The organism is Helicobacter sp. MIT 03-1614, from assembly GCF_000762925.2.
In the GTDB taxonomy this organism is placed as follows: Bacteria; Campylobacterota; Campylobacteria; order Campylobacterales; family Helicobacteraceae; genus Helicobacter_C; species Helicobacter_C hepaticus.
Genome location: NZ_JRMS02000005.1, coordinates 117,423 through 136,181 on the forward strand (window position 1 = coordinate 117,423; position 18,759 = coordinate 136,181).

Here is an 18,759-nt window from a genome sequence, read left to right on the forward strand (position 1 = left end):
CAAAGCTTTATTGCAAGGGATTAAACATAAGGTATATAAAGTGTAAGCATAGCAGCTTTTTTTGCATAATTCACACGCCTACGAACTTTAGCGCCCATCGCTTTTATAATGTGTTCCCCCCTTCCGCCTAAAATATTTTTCTCTCTCAAATGGCACTTATAATGAGGATTAAAAGGATAAAGAATCTTTATTCTTACTTGCTCTACCCCTACTTCAAGAAAACAGGAAAATCGCTGTTGCTGACGCAAAGATTGTATATAATTTATTTTTTTATTATATATATTCATTTTAGGCATACAAGTAATGCTATGTTCAATAATATTGCTCACGCTTTCAAACATTACAAGCCCTATTTTGTCAATGATTATTTCTTTGAAAGGTTTAAATCTAAGTGTTTTAACAAGCTGAGATTCTACCCATACAATACTTTTATCAATTCCTGCAAAATCAGCTTGAAACACTGCTTTATGATGCCTCATATCTTTATATAGGCTCACACATAGCTCTCAAATTTATGTTTTAAATTTCGTAATAGCATTATCAAGCTCTTGGGCTTTTTGCGACATATCATTAACATCTTTTTGTATAGTATGCCCTACACTTTGTGTAGATTCTGAAGAGCGCACTATATCTTGCATCATTTGAGCTAATTCTTTAGTGCTTTGAGCGATTGAAGTGCTAATATCTTTAAGATGAATAGAGTTTTGCTTTGTAAGAACAAGATTTTGTTGTGTATGGTGCGCATCATCAATCAAAGGTGATGTTTTCTCTGTAATATACATCATATCCTTTGTAGTATCTCTAATTGTTTGCCCGACATCTTGGACACTTTGGGTTACAAGATTTACACTTGCTGCAATTTCATTGAGTGATTTTTGTGTTTTTTCTGCGAGTTTTCGCACCTCATCTGCAACAACAGCAAATCCTCTTCCGTGTTCTCCTGCACGTGCAGCTTCTATTGCTGCATTAAGAGCAAGTAAGTTTGTTTGATCTGCTATATCAGCAATAATAGAAAGAACTGATTTAATTTGATCTGCGTGTTGTGTTAGCTCTTCAACGTGTTGAAGAATATTTTGCTGTGTTTGAGCAGAATTGGTTATAAGCCCAATCGTGTCTTGAAGGTTTTTAACAAAATCATCTAAAATGCTTTCAGTTTGAGCAATATCACTTATAGTTGAACTTGTTGTTTTTTCGGCAACATCAAGCTTCTTACTCACATCTTGAGCAAGTAAGTTCACTCTATCAACTAGCTCAAATTGTGCGTCAGAATTTTTTGATAATACATTTGACATCTCTAATAAACCTTTACAAGTTTGTGTATTTTCTTCACTAACGTGTTTGCTTACAGCAATAGTCTCTTGAATAATTTTAATAAACCTATTCACATAATTTGAAGTTATTCCCACTTCATCATTACTTTTAATAGCAATACGTTTTGTAAGGTCTCCACCGCCATCTTCAGTCAAGTCTTTTGCCATATCACGCAAACGATTAAGAGGCTTTACAAGCTCCTTTTCAAAAAAGATATAAAGCCCTAATAAAGCCAATATACCTGCGACAAACATTGTAAGCAAAAGATAATTTTCACTTTGTTCAATTTGTTCATAAAAACTCTCTGTAGAGATTCTTAACTCAAGCACTCCAAGCACATCGCCTTCTTTAAGTGTCCCATCTTGATGACATACCATACAGCCCTCATCAGCAATAAGTGGCTTTTGGAGAAGCACATTATGCTCACCATTTTCATAAACTTCAGCAATTTGGGATTGTTTGCTTTCAAAGATATGTTGAATGTCTTTTTTTTGACTTACCTTGTCGGGCATATTAAACAAATCAATTACACTTTGAGATTTATGTATCTCAAGTGAGCGCACACCTGCTATTTTACGTGCATTATCTAATCCTGCATCAATCATTTCTCTTACACCAATATTCATACTCATACGCACGGTTTGAAAAATAGAATCTCCGAGCATTTGAGCATTTCTTTTGCCCTCTTTTACTACCATATCTTCGTATCCAGTAGAGACAATTTGATATAAAACACTAAAACCAATAATGATAAAAACAAACAATGTGAAAAGTACTTTAGAACGAAAGGATTGTAACATTTTTTCACCCCCTAGGATTTTATATAATTACGCAAGTCTCTTTAAAGCTTCCTTAACAATTTCAGACACACTTAATGCTTCAATATGTTCTAACACTTTTTGTATTTCATTTCTCTTAAAGCCAAGTGATTGAAGTGCCAAAGATGCTTCATATTTGAGATTATTAGAAGGAGCAATACTTTCCTCTTGGGATTGAAGAAGCTGCGCAAAAAATCCTGCTATATCAACCATAATTTTTGCTGCACCTTTTGCACCAATACCCGGCACTTTTTTTAAAGCTTCAATATCTTTATCAGCAATAATTTTTGCAAAATGTGTTGGTGTGTAGGTAGAAAGAATTGCTATTGCAACCTTTGGACCTACACCACTTATTTTAATAAGACGCTCAAAAGTCTGTTTTTCAATTTCCTCACAGAATCCAAAAAGCAAATGTGCATCTTCACGAATTATTTGTGCGCAAATAATTTTCACAGGAGCATCTGGTTGTGAATCTATTTTTGTTTGGAGCATAGAAGTAGCATTGAGAGACATTTGCATTCCATAAATCACACCTCCTACATCAATTTCAGCATACATAGGTTCTAATCTTATTATCGTTCCTCTTAATCCAACAATCACCAATTTCTCCTTTTTTATAATAAACTCATTAAAGAATCTTTATTTTATTCAACATTTAGGAACGCACTTCTCTCACAAGCTTTAGCTGTCCTTTATTAATACCAATATTTACCTCCTCTCCATCGCTTAAAATCATAATATCCTTACTCTCTGGGAAAAAACTCTCATAAACAACTTCATTTTCCTTTTGCCACGCTACATCACTTGTGATTTTTGCATCTTGAGTTTGTTTATCAAGAGATTCAAGACGCTTATCCAAATCTCTACTTTGTTGCTTAAGGGCTACTAACCTTTCTTTAAGATATTTCGTGCGTTGAAGTAAAATAACGTATTGTGCCATACTATCAATGATATTGCGCTCATTGGGTTTTTTATTTTTTTTGTTTTCCTCCATAATAGCTTTTATTTTTTCTACTACAGGTTTTGTTTTACGCACACGCACCAAATCTTTATTAAGCACAGCAAGGAGGGTATTCATCTCTTGGATATTGTGTGTAATTTGTTCGGTAATAGATTGCACTTCTTCTTGTGCCTTAAGAGAGGCACGCGAAGAGAGTGTAAAACGATTTTCTCCTCCGCTCATATTTTTAATATGTAAATGCTCTGATACAAAGATCTTTGTGTGGGAATGCAAGGTAGCAATTGTAATATTTCTTGCTTTAATAGTGCCTCCATTTGCTTGCTCAATAAATACCTCCTCGCCATCTATATTACCTAATTCAAGACGCTCTACACGAACTTTATCGCCCATAACTTCACCTTTATGCAAATCAATATTTACTTCATCAGCTTTTATCGTGGAGCTTTGATGTGTTTGCCCATTGATTTCAATCTTCTTCCCTACTATTTTAGTATTTTCTGCCACACTTCCAAAAATTTTTATTTCACTTGCCTCAAGCGTAATACCCGCACCTATCGCATCTTGATTGGGGTCGCCACAAGTTACTTCTACTACAAAACCTTTTTTGTCGCCTCCAAGCAATGAACCATTTTTACGTGAGCTCACTTCTGCAAAATTAAAATCTGTAATTACACGTAACTCACCCTCACTCATTCCTACATAGCCATCTTGTAATGCATAATACTCAATGCTCCCCTCTTTTTCTTCTTTGCGAAACTCATTATCTTTAAATTTAAGCTTTGCTTCTTCATTACCAATATCTGCACCCTCTGCATGTTTTTTGGCGTGTATATATTCACCCTTAAGGTTACGTCCGCTTACACCTACCTGTGGTTTAAGGCTTAAACCCACCAAATCTCCACTCTTTGCAGCATAAGAAGCAAAATCTATACTTTGAGTATGTGTTTTATTCCATTCATCTTTAAGCGTAAATATGAATTTTGCCCCCATTTCTGGTATGAATCCACTTGCCTTAGCAAGGGCAATGCTTTGAGAAGATTGTATTTTCCCTTGAATATTAAGATGAGAAAATAGCTCTTTGAGCGCATTAATTTCTTGTTTAATATCCTCATCAAATAACCTCACAATAATATGTTGACATATCTTTTTACGCGTAATCTCTGTATAAAGCTCTTCAAAAAATGTATCATCATTACGCACTTCTAGCCCTTCTTTAAGCTCCAAAACTAATTCATAACATTCACTATCCATTTTAAGCCCAACAAAAGGTGCTAAATCCCCTTTTTTTAATCCACGCAACAAAATATCATAAACCTGTTTAATTTCAAAATCATTTTTATTATATTCTGCATCATCACTTAGAATCCTTGCTCTCTCCTGTCCTTCAAGTAGGCTAAAATCCTTCTTTTTTTCGCCTCTATAAAAAGTGCTAATGCGCAATATATCAAAGCTTACCATATGCTCTTCAAAGGCATAAAGTTCAGTTATTTTTTTAAGTTCCATACCTACATCAACACAGCCCTTAATTGAGATAGGTTCAAAAAACTGCATAAAAACCTCCATAGCTTAAAGTTTGTTTATTGTAGCTATAATTCTACACTTTATTTCTTTATTAAAAGGCAAAATTTGATTAAAAAAGCATTTTTAACAAATAGTAGCGGAATTTTACTCTCTAGGATAGCAGGATTAATTCGTGATTTATGCACAGCAAAATTTCTAGGTGCAAGCGTGTATAGCGATATTTTCTTTGCTGCTTTTAAGCTCCCTAACCTCTTTCGCCGTGTATTTGGTGAAGGAGCCTTTACACAAAGTTTTTTGCCTAACTTCATTCATAGTCGCAAAAAAGGTATGTTTGCCTTAATTACTTTTATTATTTTTGCAGTTTTTATTTTATTTCTCTCGCTTTTGGTGGTATTTTTTAGCGGATTCTTTACAAAACTTCTTGCGTATGGTTTTGATGATGCAACTATTGAGCTTGCCAAACCCATTGTGGTGATTAATTTTTGGTATTTAGAACTTGTTTTTATTGTTACTTTTCTTTCCTCTTTATTGCAATATAAAAACTGCTTTTGGGTTAATGCTTACAATACCGCACTTTTAAATATTGCAATGATTAGCGCTTTGCTTTTAGCACAAAATAAAGATTCTATACAAATTGTCTATATGCTAAGTTATGGTGTGCTATGCGGTGGAGTAGCGCAAATTATACTCCATTTTTATCCACTCTATCGCTTGGGATTTTTTAAACTCTTATGGGTAGGTGTGATAGAGTTGTGGCAATGGATACGCATTAAAGAGCCAAATTCTAAACTCAAATGCAAAATCCGCTATGCCAAAATTGAAATAAAAACTTTCTTTAAACAATTCTTTCCTGCTATGCTCGGGAGCTCTACAGCCCAACTTGCTACTTTTACAGATACGCTCCTCGCCTCATTTCTTATCAGCGGGAGTATTAGCGCACTCTATTATGCTAACAGAATCTTTCAGTTTCCCCTTGCAATCTTTGCCATAGCCATATCAACCGCACTCTTTCCCCTTGTAGCAAAAGCAATTAAAAACAAACAAGCCGATGTCGCACTTAATGCCTTAAAAAAATCATTTTGGTTTTTGCTTATTGTCCTTTGTGTATGTGTGCTTGGTGGTATTATGCTAAGCGAAGAGATTATCAGCCTTCTTTATCAATGGGGAAAATTCAGTGCAGATGACACTCTTATCGTAGCACAAGTTTTTAGCGCGTATATGATTGGTTTAGTGCCTTTTGGGTTAAGTAAAATTTTCTCCCTTTGGCTTTATTCTCATCAAATGCAAGGCAAAGCCGCAAAGATTTCAGCTATCTCTTTAGGCTGTGGGGTAATATTCTCTCTTGTGCTTATGCACCCATTGGGGGCAATGGGATTAGCATTATCGGGCAGTTTGAGCGGATTTGTGCTTTTTGTCCTCACAATTAGAATCTTTGGCTTCAAACAATTCTTAGCTATAATAAATAACAAAAAAGCGTGGTTACTTCTTGTAGGCATTGTGGGTTTGGAATCTCTACTTTTGTGGTATCTCAAACCCTATGTCAAAGCACTCGTTGATGCTTTTCATCTCTTTGTAAGGAACATTTTATGATTACTCTTTTTGATAGTGCTAAAAAACAAAAGATCCCTTTTACTCCTATACGAGATAATCAGATTCGATTATATGTGTGCGGTCCAACTGTGTATGATGATGCTCATTTAGGGCACGCTCGTAGCTCTATTGTTTTTGATTTATGGCGACGATTATTTTTATTTTTGGGATTTGAAGTAGTATTTGTTAAAAACTTTACAGACATTGATGATAAAATTATTAAAAAATCTCTTCAAAACAATGCAAGTGTGCAAGAGATAGGTTCGCGCTATATCCATTCATATCTTAAAGATATGGATTCTCTTGGCGTATTGCGTGCAGATATTGAGCCAAAAGCAACCGATAATCTACCCCAAATGTGCGAGATGATACAAACCTTGCTTCATAAAGGTTACGCTTATGAGGGTGAAAATAGTGATATTTATCTTCGTATCCACAAAGATAAAAACTATGGTGCTCTCTCTCAACGCCTTGAACAAAGCCATACCCAAAGTCGTATTCAAAATGCACAAGATAAGCTTGAACATAATGATTTTGCCCTTTGGAAAGGTTATAAGGGAGATAATGATATTGCATATGATAGTCCATTTGGCAAAGGGCGTCCCGGCTGGCATATTGAATGTTCTGCAATGATTGAAAAACACTTAGCATACCAAAATGAAGAATATGGTATTGATATTCACGCAGGAGGATCAGATTTGCTCTTCCCTCATCACGAAAATGAAGCCTCACAAACGCGTTGTGCTACAGGAAGAGAAATTGCTAAATATTGGCTACACAATGGTTTTGTGAATATCAATGGTGAAAAAATGAGCAAATCTCTTGGCAATAGCTTTTTTATCAAAGATGCGCTAAAAGTCTATGACGGCGAGATTTTACGTAATTATTTGCTGGGTGTGCATTATCGCTTGGCGCTCAATTTTAATGAAGAGGATTTGTTACAAAGCAAAAAACGGCTTGATAAACTCTATCGCCTTAAAAAACGTGTTATAGAATCTCACATACAATCTCCTCAAATTACAAGAGAAGAAATAAAGCAATTTACTCACAATATCAAAGAAACCGCCAAAGAAGCGCATAAAACATTTTTATCCTCACTTGTTGAGGCTTTAAGCGATGATTATAATATCTCAAAAGCTTTGAGCATTATTGAGGATATGCTCTCTACAAGCAATGAATATTTAGACAAAAATCCTAAAGATAAAGCCTATAAGCAAGCTATTAAAGCAAATCTCGCGTGTATTGAATTTTTACTCGGGCTTGGAGGTAAATCCACACAAAGTTATTTTCAGCTTGGACTTGATGAAAAAACTAAGCAAGAGATAGAATCTAAAATTGCTAAACGTCAAGAAGCAAAAGCACAAAAAAACTATGCACTTGCTGATAAGTTACGCAATGAGCTAAAATTGCAAGGTATTGAAATTATGGACACTCCTCAAGGCAGCACTTGGGAAAAAATCTAAGCTACATATCTACATATATCATCTGTGCAGCACTCAAAATTACTTTAGATGTAATAATATCTTGGGTAATGCGCTCTTTAAGTAAATTTAAATCACTAAAACTCTGATTGTCTCGTATTTTACGCACAAAACATATACTTGCCATATTGCTTTCGCACACAATCTCCTTATCAAGGATATGGCTTTCAATACTAAAATGCCTATCTGTGCTTAAACGATGTCCCACAAAACATACACTTGGCATTATTTTTTTATTTACTTTAGTAAAACTTGCATAGACGCCCTCTTGTGGTATTACATAGCCTCGCGTTTGAATATTTATTGTCGGATAAAGTCTCTTTGAGCCTAGATTCTGTCCTTTAATAATAGTGCCTTGTAAATGATAATAACGTCCAAGCATAGCTACTGCCATATCCATATCACCATAGCGAATAAATTCTTTAATTAAACTTGAATGCACACCTACACCATTTATACGATATTCTGGCATAATAACAACCTCACCTGCAAATAAATGGCATAAATCACTCGCGCTAAAAGCCCTATTTTTTCCAAAATGAAAGTCATAGCCCACCACAAGACGTTTAAGGGAGGGAAATTTCTCTTTTAATATAGTTATAAATTTTTCGCCACTCCAATGTGAAATCTCTTCAAAAGCTACATAAATAAGAGCGCAGGGACTATATTGTTCTTTAGAGGGTGTAAGGCACATATCATCAAATTTTCCTTCAATGCAAAGCAAAGCACCTTTTTTATCCAAATGCTTAAAAAGCTCTTTGTGTGCTAAATGCATACCATCAAATTTTCCTAGTGCTAATGATTGCACTTCTTTATCGCTGCACATAGACAAAAAATTCTTCATTTCCTTCCTTTCCGCTTAATATACTTTGAGATGTGTGCAAGATTCTAAAACCTCTTGTTTGCACATAAGCACAAAAATCTGCAAGAGCAATATGTGCGAGTGTTTTGTCTTTTAATACGCCTTTTTTATCGCGTTTTGCTGCGCGTCCTACCTCAAATTGTGGTTTAAAGAGCCATATACACTCTGCGCTTACAAGTCGCTCAAAACTTTCCATAAGCTTATATAATGAAATAAAGCTCACATCGCACACTACCATATCAAAATACTCACAAGGCTCAAATTCTCGCACATCACATTCTTCAAAAACTCTTACACGCTCATCATCTCGCACATTCTGATGAAGCTGATTTTTCCCTACATCAACACATACTATTTCAGACACACCAAAATTTAAAAGCACTTGGGCAAATCCTCCTGTGCTTGAACCAATATCAAGCGCTCTTTTGCCTACTAAATATCTTTCCTCCCATAACCCCTTGCACACAAGCTCTTCAAAAAAGCCTCTTAATTTGTATCCTGCACGTCCAAGCAATAAGCCTTGTGTGTCTATATCTACCTCATCGCTGCTTTTTAAAGGTAAAGAGCTTTTATATACCACTTTGCCATTTACCCGCACACAGCCAGATTCTATCGCCTCTTGAGCTTTAGTGCGAGAAGATAAAAGTGTTTTAAGGTAAATATCAAGTCGCTGCATTATTTTGATTATTTTGTAAGATTGCTTTTTGCTTTTGCATAGCTAAAATCAACGCTCATATTTCCTACACCTGCAATTTCTACATTAAATTGTAACATATCTTTGCCACGCGCACCTATAGATTCAAAAACCACTTTATACATATCATTATAAATAACATCAGGCTTTAGAAACTCCATATCCGCAGTGCTTAGTTTGCTCACATTGCTAGGTTTTATACTTTTATAAATATTTTTTAAAGAAAATTGTAAATCTTTTAATTTCACTTGTCCAACCTTATCGTACAACTCTACAAAAAATACTTCTTTATTATCACTTCCTCCAAAAGTATCATCAACTTCATTCATATATCGCACAATCATCACAACTCGCGTGTGATTATGTATTAAAATTTGAGATTTTCTCATAGCTTGTATTTCGCGTTCTTTAAAGGCTCTTTTTTCTTTAGAATCCTCATATGCTGAAGTAATGTGTATAAAATCTTTACGATAAAAATCACTACAACCTGCAATCCACACATTCATACATATTCCTGTGATAACACACATACAAAGCCTCAATATAACCACATTTTCCCTTTTTTCCTTTGTTTATTTTTAATTTTGTAAATGATACTTATTAGATTCTAAAATTATGGGAATTTTATCACAAAGTTTGCTACAATACCCAAATTTATCCCCAAAAGGAGATTTATGCGCCCGCCCAAACATCTCTTACGCACAAGCGACCTTGATAATTCACAAATAGAAACAATTTTACAACAAGCCCAAACCTACAAAGATATGCACCATAGAGAGAATCTTAAAAACAAAACTATTATTACCATTTTTTTTGAAAACTCCACGCGCACACTCTCAAGCTTTGAAATCGCTGCTAAACGCTTAAGTGCTGATGTTGTGCGACTTGATGTGAGTAAAAGCTCCACTACAAAGGGAGAGAGTATGTCTGATACTGCAGCCAATCTCAATGCAATGAATCCAAGCGCAATTATCATTCGTCATAAAAATGCAGGAGCTGGATATTATCTTAAATTCCAAGTGAGCTGCCCTATCATCAATGCAGGAGATGGTGCGCACGCACACCCTACACAAGCCCTGCTTGATTTACTCACACTTAAAGAACATTTTGATAATGATTTAAACAATCTCAAAGGTAAAAAAATTGCAATTATTGGTGATATTGTAAATTCCCGTGTGGCAAATAGCAATATTGAGCTGCTCTCGCGTTTTGGTATGGAAGTGATTCTCGTTGCCCCACCTCATTTTCTTCCATCCACACATTTACGCACTTGCTACTCTTTGCGAGAAATTGCCAAAGAAGTTGATGTATTTATGAGTTTGCGCACTCAAACAGAAAGACACGATAAACAAATCTATGGCTCACTCAAAGACTATGCTTCACAATACTGCCTCACGCCCGAGATTCTAAGCGATAGAGATGTTATTGTTTTACATCCTGGACCTGTTCATCGTAACATTGATATTGATGATGAAGTGCTTAAAGACCCACGTTGCAAAGTTTTAGAGCAGGTAACTAACGGCGTATGTGTGCGTATGGCAGTGCTTGAATTTTGTATCTGCACATAAAGTTTATTTGATATTAAGTCTCAATTAAGCATAAAATGTTAGAATACATATTGTATTCTAAAAAATACGTAAATTTATTTGAAATATCTGCAAATATTTCAAACCTCAAATTAAGGATAAAAAATGAAAAAAACTTTAGTAGTTGCAGCCTTAGGAGGCTTATTTGCTTCAAGCGTGAATGCTTTTGATTACAAAGTAAGTGGTTCGGCGGAAAGTTTTACAAAATGGGGCTTTAATAATCAAAAACTTGATATACCCAACAATCAAGCTCCCACAGAGAGTTTTACGACATTATTTGCACAGCTTAATCTCAATGCAGATTTAGGAGCTGGATTTAAAGCAGGGTTTGGCGGGGCTTTGGGTGGATTAGCTTTTGATTCTACACGAAATGACCCTATATTAGATGGTGTAGGCTCTCCTGTTATTACTTCTTATTTTGGGACTGCGTGGGATAAGGCAAAAGTGCAAAATTATATGGTGCAAAATGCCTTTTTAGAGTATAGCTATAGTGATAATGTCTATTTTAAAGCCGGACGTTATCAATCTGGCAAGGTAGGTGAGTGGTTTAGTGGCTATAATCAAGGAGCAGAGGGTTATTTACAAGCTGGAAGTGTGAAACTCTGGGGATTTTTATCAAATCGCCGTGCCTTTGCGTATGACCAATGGTTTAATGATTTCTATCGTGTTCACGGAATTTATGGGGGAGGGGCTACGCGTAATACCTATGCTTTGGGGCTTAATCTTACTTTTGGTGGGCTTACACTCTCTGGATTCTCTTATTATACACCCGGAATAGTAACTGCTCCGGGCGCAAGTATTACCTTTGATACCAATCCAAACAAAGAATCTCAAGGCTTTAGAAGTATTACCAAACTTCGTTTTCTCGCACCTATAGCGGATATAAGCCAAAGAATCAATGCTAAAAGGTGGGGAGAGATAGATAAACACTCTTATACACTTTATCTTGAGCAACGATTTGAAGTCAATCTATTTAACTTTGGTGCAGGATATTATCAAAACTTTGGCAATGCAAATGAACTCATTGGACGCTGGGGAAATCCTATCTCTATTGATATTTGGACAGGAAGCGCATATGATATAGGACAATCCTTAAATGACATCATCGGCAGAAATGCCATTACAGGTTTTGGGTATATCGGGGCAAACTATGGCAGCTTTGATTGGAAAATATTAGGACGTGGAACAAACAGCCCGCGAAGTGCAGAACAAAGTGTGGCATTTATTCTTAATTATCAAATCCGCGAAGACATCGCTGTAGGTGGAAAACTAGAATGGTTTAGTGATACAACTAAGAAAGGATATAGTCCTCTTGGAGGCTCTTATCAGTCTCAAAATAATGGTGGCACTATGCTTACTCAAAACCGCAAAGATGACCGCTCTCACGCATTTTTCTATATACGCCATATATTCTAAAACTTATGGATTGTGGTATAATGCTGGCTCATAGAATCTTACCTAACATTAAGATTCTATAAATTTATCATTAATTATATCATTATAACAATCCTAAGGAGTAAAAATGGATACCAATGAGAAAGAATCTATAACATCTCAACAAAACACAAAAGAGCAGATAAAAGCGAAGTTTCTTGCTGATAAGGCACGTTTTATCACTGCTGGTGTGCTTATAGTTGCACTTATTTTAATTTTAAGCATTGATTCAACCTTACTTACTTGTATCGTGCTTGCTATTATTTGCCTCATTGGTGTGCAAGAATCCCTTAAACTCTATGCTCTCCCGCCTGCATTACATTATTATATTGCTACAGCTTTTATTTGGGTGCTTGCGTACTTTAATGAACGCATAATAGAATCTGCACTTTTTACTCTTGTGATTTACGCTTCCTATCTTGCTTATAGCAAAAAAATCTCGCCTAAAACCCTGCTTCCATTTATTTATCCTGTGTTGCCGTTTTTAAGCATTTACGCACTCTATAAAGACGCCGGAGGAGCTGGAGTATGGGTGATTGTATGGCTTATTGTCATTGTAGCCCTCACTGACACAGGAGCATATCTTGGAGGAAAAGCTTTTGGTAAAACGCCTTTTTGTCCTACGAGCCCCAAAAAAACCATTGAGGGTGTTATTTGTGGGGTAATTTGTGGGGTAATTTGTGGCTCTATTGTGGGAATTGGCACTTGTGGAAACTTCTTATACTCACTTGGTATTACTTTTGTAGTCGCAATTTCTTCTGTCTTTGGCGATTTATTTGAGAGTTATCTCAAACGCGAAGCAGGTGTGAAAGATAGTGGCTCTGTGTTGCCTGGACACGGTGGTGTGCTTGATAGGCTTGATGCTGTGCTTTTTGGTGCAATAGTAATGCACTTTTTACTTTTCTTTTTGCCCGGTTACAAAGACTTGGCAATTATGCTCTAATTAATGATTTTACTTGGTAGCACAGGGAGCATTGGCACAAACGCCCTTGAAGTTGCCTCACATTTTGATATACCCATAGAATCTCTGTGTGCTGGGAAAAATATCACGCTTTTAAATCAACAAATCGCACACTATGCGCCAAAAAATGTTTGTATTGCTGATAAAAATGACGCCCATAAACTCATAAATGGCAACTATAAGCTGTTTTTTGGGAGTGAGGGCATACTAGAAATGATAGAATCCTCTCATTCTCATCTACTGCTGAATGCCCTTGTAGGATTTGCTGGATTAAAACCTAGCTTTAAAGCCTTGCAATGTAACAAAAAACTCGCTCTTGCAAATAAAGAATCCCTAGTAAATGCTGGCTGGCTCTTGCAAAATGCAGATATTACTCCCATTGATAGCGAACATTTTGGCTTATGGTATTTACAAAACAATCGCCCAATAACTAAACTTTATATTACTGCAAGCGGTGGAGCTTTTAGGGATTATCCACTAGATAAAATTGCCCTTGCTACTCCACAAGAAGCACTTAAACACCCAAATTGGCAAATGGGACATAAAATCACCATAGATTCTGCAAGTATGGCAAATAAACTTTTTGAAATACTTGAAGCGCGTTGGCTCTTCGATATAGAATCTATTGATGCCTTTATTGAGCCAAGCTCAAGTATGCACGCACTTATTGAATTTGCAGATGGGAGCATTACAGCACATATAAGCACGCCTGATATGAAGCTCCCTATTGCCTATGCACTTGATAAAGATAAGGCAGCACAAATGCCTTTTATCCAGCCTTTGGATATACAATCCCTCTGCCTTGCTCTTAAAAACATTGATACGCTTCGTTATCCGCTATGGAATCTTAAAGACACGCTTTTACATACACCACAAAAAGGCATTGTGCTAAATGCAAGCAATGAAATAGCCATAGAAGCGTTCTTAGCACAAAAAATACCTTTTGGACATATAAGTGCGCTTATTTTGGCGATGATGGAATATTTTGATAGCTTTGAGTTTGCCTCTTTGTGTGATTTAGAATCCATACAATCCTTTGATAACCAAGTGCGTGCAGTCTCATCACAATGGTTAGAGAGAAAAATTAAAGAATAAATCAAACAAATTTGTTGTATATGCAACTTTTTGTTGCATATACACTACAAAAAAAAAAAAAAACGCGTTTTAAATTTTGTTTTTGCACTTATGTAATGCTATAGTTGTATGTCTCTAGTATCAAATGATACTAAAACTTTATAGACAAAAGGATTAAAATGAAAAAGATTCTTATCTCAAGTGCTTTAGCAGCAAGCCTATTTGGTGTAGCTCAAGCACAAACAAGTGGGCTTTTTGTAGGGGTAAATGCAGGAGTGCCTATTACGACACCTTCATATAGCGGTTTTACAGGAGTAAAGGATAATTTCCCTACAAGTGGTATAGGCTGGGCAGTAGGACTAGATGTAGGCTATAAACAAGTCTTGAGCGAAAACTATGGTTTAAAATACTATATCAGTTATAATTACAATCAAAGCAAAGGTTCTAAGGATAATCCTGTACCATTTGGTAAAGTTGATGCCGATATTAATCAACATCTTATCACTGCAAATGTGGATTATTACTTCAATTTCACTCCTGCTTTTGGTGCATATATCGGTATTGGTGTAGGTTATCAACAATATGATCCTACTTGGAAAGTAATGGGTCAAAATATAAGTCAAGGTGCTAAAGGCGGGCTTGCTGTGCCTGTAAATGTAGGACTTACCTATAACTTTAATGATGCAAGTCAAATCCTCCTTGGAGCAAAAATTCCATTAGTAGCTTATGATTACAAATCTACTAATCCTATGGCACAAGGAACAGCTACACTTCGCACTTACATCGTGCAAATTGGCTATAACTACACTTTCTAAATGTTTTTCCCTGCTTTCTATCAAAGAAGCGGGGAAGCAATCTTAAACTTTATTACCCTAAAAAAATCAAAATATGCTACAATGTGTCCATTTTAAGGCATAAGGAACATAAATGAATACATATGATGAGAATCTCTTATATTCCACGCGAGATGATACAGCCTTTGGCGTAAGCTTTCAACACGCTTTATTACACCCGAATGCACAACATAATGGGCTTTATACCTTTACCAAACTCCCTCATATCAGCCTAGAGGACATTGAAAATTTTACAAACCTTACTTATACCAAGCTGTGCGTAGATATTTTTAATCGCTTAAAACTTGGAATCCATAGAAGTGTGCTTGAAGAAGCACTTTTAAGCTATAAAAATTTTGATGATTCTTATAATCCTGCTCCACTTAAAGCAGTAAATGAGAATCTCTTTATGCTTAATCTCTTCTCTGGTCCTACACGTGCTTTTAAAGATATGGCACTTCAACCCTTTGGACGTTTGTTTGCACATCTTGCTACGCAAGATACAAGACCCTATCTTATTCTCACTGCCACAAGCGGTGATACTGGACCTGCAACCTTGCAGAGCTTTGCAAATCAACCTCATATCAGGGTTGTGTGCATTTATCCTTATGGAGGCACTAGCGATGTGCAGCGATTACAAATGACAACTCATACCGCACCAAATGTAAAAGTTATTGGTATTGAGGGAGATTTTGATGGAGCGCAAAGTGCATTAAAAAAACTTATTGCAAATGTAGATTTTATAAAAAAACTCAAAGAGCAAGGATTTGCGCTCTCTGCTGCAAATTCTGTGAATATTGGACGCATTGCATTTCAAATCATTTATTATTTTTGGGCGTATGTAAAATTACTTAAAGATGGACATATTACACTTGGGGAGAAGATCTCTGTTGTCGTGCCAAGTGGCAACTTTGGCAATATTTTAGGAGCGTTTTTTGCAAAAAAAATGGGTTTACCCCTTGAGCGTCTTGTGAGCGCTTCTAATGCAAATAACATCTTAAGTGATTTTATAAACACGGGTGTATATGATATTTCTAAGCGAAACTTAATTAAAACCAAATCCCCTGCTATGGATATTTTAAAAAGTTCAAATGTAGAGAGAGTGCTTTATGCACTCTTTGGCGCACAACGCACAAAGCAATTAATGGATAGCCTTGATAAAAGAGATTTTTATAGCCTCACTGCTGAAGAGTTAAGCTTACTTCAGCAAGATTTTAGTGCATTTGAATGTGATGATAAAATGTGTATGCAGAGCATTGCGCAAGGATTCAAAGAAGGATTACTACTTGACCCGCATAGTGCGATTGCTTATTTTGTAGCAAAAAATTTGCAAAAAAGTAGTGTAATTGGCAAAAGTGTATTTCTTGCCACAGCAGAATGGAGTAAATTCGCCCCAAGTGTGAGAGAAGCACTCAAAGAAGCAGACATCATTAAAAACACACAAGAAGCTTATGAAATAAGCGATAAACAAGCCATTGATGAGATTTGCTCACTCTCTTGTGCCAATAATCCTATCAAAGCACCCGAGCAGATTCTCCAACTTTTTAACAAAAAAGAAGTGCAGCAAGACATTATCCCTATTCCACAGCTAGAGATGTGTATAATGCGATGGGTGAGATGTTCTCTCAAGCATTCTTAAAATTAATACAAAATATGGTAAAATGCGCTATAAATCGCTTTTAAATGTGTATAAAATGCTAAATGAAAAGATATAGGAGCAAAAATGGATTTTGTAAGCGTCATTATGGGAAGTAAAAGTGATTGGAATGTGATGAGCGAGTGCATAGAAGTGCTAAAGAAATTTGATGTAGCCTATGAGGTAATAATCAGTTCGGCTCATCGCTCACCAGAGCGCACAAAATCATACATTAAAGATGCACAATCTCGTGGTGCGCAGGTTTTCATTGGAGCAGCAGGTATGGCAGCACACTTAGCCGGGGCTATCGCCTCTCAAACTTGTAAGCCCGTTATTGGTGTGCCACTTAATGGAGGTGCATTAGATGGACTTGATGCTCTTCTCTCAACAGTGCAAATGCCAAGCTCAATGCCTGTGGCAACGACAAGTATTGGTAAAGCCGGGGCGATTAATGCAGCATATTTAGCAATGCAAATTTTAAGCCTTAAAAATGATGAACTTGCGGGCAAATTAATAGAAGATAGAGTGATGAAAGCAAAAAAGGTAGAACTAGATTCAGCAGAGATTGAAGTGAGAATTTAAGGGGACACAATGGAAAATACAACTTGGCTTGTGCTTGAGGAATTTACCAAACTCTCTGGCTTAGATGAAACCAAAATTATGGAACTCATTAAAGAAGGAGCTATCAAAAGTAAAGAAGAAAATGGAAAAATCTTAGTAGATGCGACTTCGGGCACTTCTGCACTTGTCAAAAAAGTAGAATCTGGGCTTGTCTCTGCGGATATGAATGGCAAGGAACTTGACCCTGTATTTGTAGAAAAAACAATTTCAACCATTCTAGGCTTACACGATAAAGTCATCGCTTCAAAAGATGAAACTATTAGTGCATTTAAAAATGAAAATTCTTTCCTTAAAGATGCGCTTATTTCTATGCAAGAAGTCTATGATGATGACAAAAAGACGATGGAAACGCTACGTGCAGAACTAGAGCGCTCACGGGAGGAAATTGAATTTATGAAGCGCAAATATCGCCTTATGTGGGGTAAAGTCTCAAATATGACAGAGTCAAAATGATAGCACAAGATAAGTGTTTTGATTGTCTGCAAAAACAGGTTGAAAATCTCTGCCTTGTATTAAAACCACACAATGCTTCTAGTATTACACAACAAATCAAAGATAAATTGGCTCAAAAAGCCGCACAAAGCCGCACTCTTGCTCCGCCTCAAATTGCTATTGAGATTTATCAATGCGTTGAGCAAAATCTAGGCATAAGCGACCCTTTTATACATATTAAACAAGAGAGTATGGTGCGCGCTCATAGCATTTGTGAGAATCTCCTTGTCTCTTATCCTGCTCCTGTGCTTGAACGCACTTCATCGGGAAAATGGAGCGTGGATTCTATGCGTAGGCGACTTGATTGGGCGATAAGAGTAGCAATTTTGGGAAATGTCATTGATTATGGCTCTCAAAGTGCTTTTAGTTTTGAGAATGCAGATTTTGGCTTTGAAGAAATGATATTTGGTGATTTTTGCCTTGATGCACTCATAGATAAACTTGAGTGTGCTAAAATCCTCCTTTATCTTGCTGATAATGCGGGAGAAAATATCTTTGATGAAGTGCTTATATCTTCCCTTAAAGAAATTTATCCACAACTTCAAATATATTACGCACTGCGTGGAAAGCCTATTATTAACGACCTTACCTTAGAAGATATGCGCCACCCTTTGGCAAAGGGTATAGGACATTATTGCACACTTATAGATTCTGGCGTGCAGAGTCCAGGCTTTGTTTATGCAGATGCTTGTGAGCGTGCGCAAAAACTCTATGATGAAGCTGATGTGATTCTTTCTAAGGGTATGGGAAATTTTGAATGTTTGCAATCTCATAAAGATGAGCGACTTTTTATGCTTTTTAAAGTCAAATGCGATGTTGTAGCTGCATTTTGTGGTGTGGAAAAAGGCACAATGATGTTAAAGCATAATGTCAAATAAGGAGAA

General features: G+C 36.3%; 18 protein-coding genes. 11 read left to right on the top strand and 7 right to left on the bottom strand.

Annotation, left to right across the window (positions count from 1 at the left end; translation table 11 throughout):
- Positions 1 to 20: 20 nt before the first annotated feature.
- Genes LS66_RS04865 through LS66_RS04880 form a run of 4 tightly spaced genes read right to left on the bottom strand, consistent with a single transcriptional unit; the run spans position 21 to position 4,641 of the window.
- Positions 21 to 479 carry a hypothetical protein gene (locus LS66_RS04865; RefSeq protein WP_138091917.1) on the bottom strand — a complete coding sequence of 153 codons (459 nt, stop codon included), beginning with the start codon at positions 477 to 479 and terminating at the stop codon, positions 21 to 23.
- A gap of 33 nt (positions 480 to 512) precedes the next feature.
- Positions 513 to 2,111: a methyl-accepting chemotaxis protein gene (locus tag LS66_RS04870; protein ID WP_034366003.1), complete on the bottom strand. Its 1,599-nt coding sequence runs from the start codon at positions 2,109 to 2,111 to the stop codon at positions 513 to 515.
- A 27-nt stretch (positions 2,112 to 2,138) separates the two neighbouring features.
- A complete protein-coding gene (gene ruvA / locus LS66_RS04875) occupies positions 2,139 to 2,729 on the bottom strand; it encodes a Holliday junction branch migration protein RuvA (protein WP_034365999.1) in 591 nt (196 codons plus the stop codon).
- A 55-nt stretch (positions 2,730 to 2,784) separates the two neighbouring features.
- Positions 2,785 to 4,641, bottom strand: coding sequence for a hypothetical protein (locus LS66_RS04880; RefSeq protein WP_034365996.1), 1,857 nt, complete (start codon positions 4,639 to 4,641; stop codon positions 2,785 to 2,787).
- 75 nt (positions 4,642 to 4,716) lie between these two features.
- On the opposite strand from LS66_RS04880, the gene murJ reads away from it, so the two are divergent.
- Entirely contained in the window at positions 4,717 to 6,201 is a 1,485-nt protein-coding gene (murJ, locus tag LS66_RS04885) for a murein biosynthesis integral membrane protein MurJ (RefSeq protein ID WP_034365994.1), read from the top strand.
- Positions 6,201 to 7,664: a cysteine--tRNA ligase gene (cysS, locus tag LS66_RS04890; RefSeq protein ID WP_201273657.1), complete on the top strand. Its 1,464-nt coding sequence runs from the start codon at positions 6,201 to 6,203 to the stop codon at positions 7,662 to 7,664. The genes murJ and cysS overlap by 1 nt, the downstream gene beginning before the upstream one ends.
- A 1-nt stretch (position 7,665) precedes the next feature.
- Here the strand turns inward: cysS and LS66_RS04895 are convergent, their stop codons facing one another.
- Genes LS66_RS04895 through LS66_RS04905 form a run of 3 tightly spaced genes read right to left on the bottom strand, consistent with a single transcriptional unit; the run spans position 7,666 to position 9,744 of the window.
- On the bottom strand, positions 7,666 to 8,526 hold the full coding sequence (locus LS66_RS04895; protein ID WP_034365989.1) for a bifunctional riboflavin kinase/FAD synthetase: 861 nt from the start codon (positions 8,524 to 8,526) through the stop codon (positions 7,666 to 7,668).
- Positions 8,495 to 9,220 (bottom strand): TlyA family RNA methyltransferase, encoded by a 726-nt coding sequence (locus tag LS66_RS04900; protein WP_034365987.1) that lies wholly within the window; start codon positions 9,218 to 9,220, stop codon positions 8,495 to 8,497. Before LS66_RS04900 ends, LS66_RS04895 begins: the two co-directional genes overlap by 32 nt.
- Positions 9,221 to 9,228: 8 nt before the next feature.
- On the bottom strand, positions 9,229 to 9,744 hold the full coding sequence (locus tag LS66_RS04905; protein ID WP_034365984.1) for a hypothetical protein: 516 nt from the start codon (positions 9,742 to 9,744) through the stop codon (positions 9,229 to 9,231).
- A gap of 168 nt (positions 9,745 to 9,912) precedes the next feature.
- Between LS66_RS04905 and LS66_RS04910 the strand changes: the two genes are divergently transcribed.
- The 9 genes from LS66_RS04910 to LS66_RS04950 all read left to right on the top strand — a co-directional run bounded on the left by LS66_RS04910 (position 9,913) and on the right by LS66_RS04950 (position 18,753).
- Positions 9,913 to 10,806, top strand: coding sequence for an aspartate carbamoyltransferase catalytic subunit (locus tag LS66_RS04910; RefSeq protein ID WP_011115363.1), 894 nt, complete (start codon positions 9,913 to 9,915; stop codon positions 10,804 to 10,806).
- A gap of 123 nt (positions 10,807 to 10,929) precedes the next feature.
- Entirely contained in the window at positions 10,930 to 12,240 is a 1,311-nt protein-coding gene (locus tag LS66_RS04915; protein ID WP_034365981.1) for an outer membrane family protein, read from the top strand.
- A gap of 106 nt (positions 12,241 to 12,346) precedes the next feature.
- Positions 12,347 to 13,201 carry a CDP-archaeol synthase gene (locus LS66_RS04920; protein ID WP_011115365.1) on the top strand — a complete coding sequence of 285 codons (855 nt, stop codon included), beginning with the start codon at positions 12,347 to 12,349 and terminating at the stop codon, positions 13,199 to 13,201.
- Between the two features lie 3 nt (positions 13,202 to 13,204).
- A complete protein-coding gene (gene dxr, locus LS66_RS04925) occupies positions 13,205 to 14,314 on the top strand; it encodes a 1-deoxy-D-xylulose-5-phosphate reductoisomerase (protein ID WP_034365978.1) in 1,110 nt (369 codons plus the stop codon).
- A 158-nt stretch (positions 14,315 to 14,472) separates the two neighbouring features.
- Entirely contained in the window at positions 14,473 to 15,108 is a 636-nt protein-coding gene (locus LS66_RS04930; RefSeq protein ID WP_034366691.1) for an outer membrane beta-barrel protein, read from the top strand.
- A gap of 112 nt (positions 15,109 to 15,220) precedes the next feature.
- The gene (gene thrC, locus LS66_RS04935; RefSeq protein WP_034366689.1) at positions 15,221 to 16,765 is read left to right on the top strand and encodes a threonine synthase; all 1,545 of its coding nucleotides are present in this window, start codon (positions 15,221 to 15,223) and stop codon (positions 16,763 to 16,765) included.
- A gap of 84 nt (positions 16,766 to 16,849) precedes the next feature.
- On the top strand, positions 16,850 to 17,344 hold the full coding sequence (purE, locus tag LS66_RS04940) for a 5-(carboxyamino)imidazole ribonucleotide mutase (protein ID WP_011115370.1): 495 nt from the start codon (positions 16,850 to 16,852) through the stop codon (positions 17,342 to 17,344).
- A 9-nt stretch (positions 17,345 to 17,353) separates the two neighbouring features.
- Entirely contained in the window at positions 17,354 to 17,836 is a 483-nt protein-coding gene (locus tag LS66_RS04945) for a DUF3972 domain-containing protein (protein WP_011115371.1), read from the top strand.
- Positions 17,833 to 18,753, top strand: coding sequence for a DUF89 domain-containing protein (locus LS66_RS04950; protein ID WP_034366686.1), 921 nt, complete (start codon positions 17,833 to 17,835; stop codon positions 18,751 to 18,753). The genes LS66_RS04945 and LS66_RS04950 overlap by 4 nt, the downstream gene beginning before the upstream one ends.
- The last annotated feature ends 6 nt before the right edge of the window (positions 18,754 to 18,759 follow it).